Genomic DNA, 4,978 nt, shown 5'->3' with positions numbered 1-4,978 from the left:
ATTTCATATTCTATTTATTTTAATATTTCTTTAGCTTTTGCTACATCCAAACGCACAAGTGCATCGTAAGCTTGTTGTGTACGAGGGCTATTTGGCTCAGCAACACGCAGCTGATACCAGCGATATATTAGCTCTAAATCAGCTTGTGTGTAACTAACGCCCATGAACTTTTGTAGCATTGTCAGATATTTATAGCCATATTCAAGCGTTGGTTCGATAGTTGTTCCCTCGCCATAATCGTTCCATGTGCTAATCTGTAGCCATTTAAGACCAGACTTTTTGGCTGCATCAAGCTGACGTTGGAACAGCGCTCCATTCTCAGCATCATAGGAAGTGTAACCATTTCCGGCTCCACCTTCTTTATAATAGTCCTTGAATCCCGGCATTGCTCCAGCGATATACATCTTGAATTTGCTTGCAACGCTATAATCAGGCGTAGGATTTACCCATGAGAACTCACCATCAGCATTAGTGTAACCATCACCATTTGCTCGCCCAGAATGCCCGTTTAGACAGAGAAACATGGGTTTAGTTTTGAGGACAGAGAACACGCGATACCAGTCTTTTCCAGTCAAAAGCTGCTGTGGTCCAAATATCATCAGCAGTGGACGACCCTCTACTTTCACGTAAAAGTCCTTATGAAAGAAGGTCTCGGCAAGGTAACGAACGTCTTGTCTGGCTTGACTTACCTTGTCAGAGACGTCAGCAAGCGGCGAGTCTTCATAGACAATAGTCATTTTCAAGCCAGCTTTTGCAATGGCATTTGCCAATGCTTCAGTGTTTGATTTATGCTTAGCGATGTCATTATCACTATTGATTCCATACCAGTCTACCATCACCCCATCTACTCCGCAGTACTTCATTAGAAGACATTGATAGTCGAGTATGGCTGCATCTCCCGATGCATAAGGACCTGTAAGTGGGTAATAATGCGATGCAATCTGACGCTTTCCTGTTACATCAACAACGTTGGGATCACGCGTGTTCATCGTCCAATGGAACGGCCATTTGCCGTTATTGGTATTGTCAGTCTCAAACCATGGCATGAAATGTACATAGACATTCATGTCGTTAGTCTTACTAACGGTCTTGGCTTCAGCGTTCTCCTCTTTTGTATTTTGTTTCTTTCCAGGTGCATTTGGATAGCTTTCTCCGCAACTATTCAACACCATTAAGCTGCTAAGGAGCAATAAAGGAAGAATAAATTTTCTCATAATTAATGAATTAAAGCCTCTCTTCCAATCCCTATTTCGATAAGGGAGGGGAGCAGGATGCAACTAAACTACATAATAACCATATTCTTTTTAAACAATAACCTAAATGAAATGCGTATATATTTTTATTCTCTTCATAAGGCACTTTTACTCCCCTCCCTCTTCGAAAAGGGGCTTGTGGAGAGGCTTTTTGTTAGCATATAGGGGTTAATATCCCTCATTCTGCACTAAGTTTCCATTCTTTTCTGTCTCCACTTTTGGTATTGGAAAGACTCCAGTATGCTTGTCTACATCTGCTGGTTTATTCCACCACGCTTTAAAAAACGTACCAAATCGTATATTTGTTGTACGGCGAAGACCTTCAAAAACAAATTCATGCTTCCACTCATTGTCTAACGCATCCTCATCAAGTGAAGTCAAGTCAGCGAGTCCTGCACGTTTTCTTATCTGATTAATATAGGTCAACGCGTTCTGCATATAGCCCAAACGATAGTTTGCTTCGGCTTGCATCATGAGCACTTCTGCATAGCGCATGAGCACCCAATCATTGTCTCGTTCCCATGAATCAGTAGCACTCCACTCATATTTATCAAGTCGTGCGCCTTCATTTTGAGCGGCTTTCGTAAAATTTTGGATATCTTCGGTGTAGTTTAATGGCTCTCCATTGTCCATCAATACCTCAGCTCCAGTTGCTGCATTGTATTGCTGACCAATCAAAAGACTATTGCGTCGGACATCGTTCGCTTCAAAAGAAGAGTATAATCCAGGTTGAGCACAGATACCATTTCCGCACCATTGGTAGACACCTGCAGGGTCAAAAGCATACTTTTGATTATAATGATAGGTCATAGAAGCTAAGTAATTGCCTACAGTTCCTTGCTTATGGTCATAAGGTATGGCAAAGATAATCTCTGGAGAAGTTTCATTTTTGATAACGAAGTTGGCTTTATAATTAGGTGTAAGCGAATAACCCTTCACCTTATCACAGGCATCCAAGCAGTCTTGCCAACGTGGTTTACCTGTGTAAACTTCGGCATTTAAGTAGAGACGTGCAAGCAAAGTATAACCCACATTCTGTGTAAACCTGCCATATTGTATGCCTGTTGGCAATAAAGGTAGCACCTCTTTGAGTTCCTTTTCAATGAAGTTAAAGACCTCAGCTCGTGGCGAATTCTTTGGTAAAACCTGTGTAGTGAAGTCGGTAGAGATAGGTACATTTCCGAAATTATCAATCAGATTATAATAATAGTAGGCACGAAGACCACGCAATTCTGCCTCTACCTTCTTTTTCAAATCAGTTGAAAGTTCACTCTTTTCAACCTGATAGATGATGCCATTAACCTTGGAAACGCCTGTAAAATTATAACGCCAAAGAGATAAGACACCTGTATTGTCGGCATCCCAAGTATGATATTGAAGCTGTTGATAACGTCCTCCATCATACCAATCTGTGCCTCGTGTCGGGATGCATGCCTCGTCACTGGAACACTCTGAGGTAAAGAACACATACTCACATGTAGGATAACAGTTCACATTATTGCCTTCAGGAGTGTTAGAACCATAGCCTCTTAACGTCGCGTAGGCACCTCCAACAATCGTCGAAATCTCGCTTTCGTTCTTACCATAATCGTCCATCGACACTTTATCATAAAGCTTTTCATTTAGATCTGTGCATGAAACCATCATAGCACTTGCCATGAGAATTGTCGACAAAATGTATTTCGTTTTCATTTTTTCTCAATATTATTGGTTAACCTTTTCAGAAACTTATATTCACGCCTACAGAGAAAGTACGTGGTCTTGGATAAGAATTAAAGAACTCAATACCCGGAGATTCAAGTACATTGTCAGGCACTGCAACCTCTGGATCCATACCTTTATATCTGGTGATACAGAAGAGATTCTCGCCCGTTACATAGAAACGAAGTCGAGAAAGCCCCAATTTCTCTGGATGAGCCAAACTATATCCCAATGTGAGTGCTTGCAAACGGAAGAATGATCCATTCTCTATGAAGTAATCACTGTAGGTGGGATTGTCTGTGATTCCACTCTTCATAAAGTCATCAAGAACGTTCTGTGATGGAAAACGCGTAGGATCATACATTGCCATTCGTGTACAATTGAGAACCTTTTGGCCAAACATGCCATAACCAGAAGCAACAAAATCAAAGTTGCGCCAAGTGGCATTGATAGATAAACCAATATTCCATTTCGGCTGAGCACTACCTAAATAACGCTCAACAACTTTGCCGTCAGCATCTTTTGTCAAGATATACTTGCCGTCTTCACTAATTCCTTCGCAATGAGGTCCCCAAAAAGCACCGGCAGGATAGCCTTCAAGGATGACTTGAGAATAGGTGTTTGACATACCGCGCAGATTGTGCAAAGAGCCTGCCTGCAATCCAACGGCCTGATATTGATCGTTAGAGAGTTTCGTGATTTCCTGGTGATTATAAGCTAAACTCATATTCGCATCGAGCGTCCAATCCTTTGTTCGCAGGATATTTGCACCCAAAGTAAGTTCAAATCCCCTATTCACCAAGTCACCAACATTGGCTAACATTGTTCCAACAAGATAGGGAGGTTGCGGTACAGGATAAGTCCAAAGTAAGTCAGAGGTCTTCTTATGATAGAGCTCTAAGGTTCCATTAATACGATTAAAGATTGAAAAGTCGAGACCAAAGTTCCATTGTGACGTACTCTCCCACTTCAAATCAGGATTCACATTCTGGCTCTGTGTATAGGCATTCTTCCATGTTTGTGTTGCAGCATCATAGTAAGCGGCTCCTGAAGCCGATAGAATGGAGAGACTCTTATACTCGCCAATACCATTCTGATTGCCTGTAACACCAAAGCCAAGTCTTACTTTCAAATTGTCAAGCCATGACGAAGTGCGCTTCATAAAAGGCTCATCTGAAAGACGCCAAGCCAAAGATATCGATGGAAAAGTACCCCATTTATGATTCTCTCCGAATCTACTTGAGCCGTCTTGTCTTAGCGTTGCTGTAATCATATAACGGTTAAGATAACTATAATTGGCTCTACCAAAGAATGAAACCAACGTAGATTCTCCTTTAAAAGAATAGACATCACCTTGTCGAAAGTCTGTTCCTGCACCAAGATTATTATATCCAAAGGCGTTCGTATCAAATCCACTTCTCGTGGAACCAAACCCTTCATACACATTATTTAGATAGGAATAGCCTCCTAATATATTAAGGTGGTGGTCCTTTCCAAACATGCGATCATAAGTCAAATAGAGTTCTATTTGCTTATTTGTATAGTCAGAATAGGTGCGCTGTCCCCATCCTTTTTCACTTTGTCCCTCCATTCTTGCGTAGCTGGGCTTATAGATTCCTCCGACAACAGAATTCTGTTCATAAGAAGTATTGACTGTAGCTTTCAAACCATCTATAATATTCAATTCCATCTTTAGATAGCCTAAAAAGCGATGACGCTTTTGATCATCTGTACGATTATTATTAATTTCGACAGGATTCTCTGTGTTTGTACCATTAAGTTGGGCATAACTTCCATCAGGATTATATACAGGGAATGTTGGCTGAAGATTGACCATGCGCTCAAAAATACGTGTATCAATGGGATGCCAGCGGTCGAAATTGGCATTAATTCCTTCGTCTAAGCGAAGTCGTCCCTGCCAAGCTGTTTGGTAAGCTGTAAGAGATCCCGCGAGACGATTCATGTTATTACGTTTTATAATGCCTTGATTGTTGTTGTAAGTTGCCGATGCTCGGTAGCCATGT

General features: G+C 41.3%; 3 protein-coding genes. All 3 read right to left on the bottom strand.

Going from position 1 to position 4,978, the window contains the following annotated elements:
- Positions 1-14 precede the first annotated feature (14 nt).
- Positions 15-1,214 carry a glycoside hydrolase family 71/99-like protein gene (locus HMPREF9420_RS09090; RefSeq protein ID WP_007135338.1) on the bottom strand — a complete coding sequence of 400 codons (1,200 nt, stop codon included), beginning with the start codon at positions 1,212-1,214 and terminating at the stop codon, positions 15-17.
- 207 nt (positions 1,215-1,421) lie between these two features.
- Positions 1,422-2,945 (bottom strand): RagB/SusD family nutrient uptake outer membrane protein, encoded by a 1,524-nt coding sequence (locus tag HMPREF9420_RS09085; RefSeq protein WP_007135337.1) that lies wholly within the window; start codon positions 2,943-2,945, stop codon positions 1,422-1,424.
- Positions 2,946-2,973: 28 nt separating this feature from the next.
- A partial coding sequence (locus tag HMPREF9420_RS09080; RefSeq protein WP_044079201.1) for a SusC/RagA family TonB-linked outer membrane protein occupies positions 2,974-4,978 on the bottom strand: 2,005 nt, incomplete at its 5' end.

It is taken from the genome of Segatella salivae DSM 15606, from assembly GCF_000185845.1.
In the GTDB taxonomy this organism is placed as follows: Bacteria; Bacteroidota; Bacteroidia; order Bacteroidales; family Bacteroidaceae; genus Prevotella; species Prevotella salivae.
Note: the sequence above shows the minus strand (reverse complement) of the source record. Positions and strands in the feature narration are given on the sequence as shown.

Coding starts and splice junctions, on each gene's coding strand:
- HMPREF9420_RS09090 (WP_007135338.1), bottom strand. CDS start 1,214: ATGAGAAAATTTATTCTTCCTTTATTGCTCCTTAGCAGCTTAATGGTG.
- HMPREF9420_RS09085 (WP_007135337.1), bottom strand. CDS start 2,945: ATGAAAACGAAATACATTTTGTCGACAATTCTCATGGCAAGTGCTATG.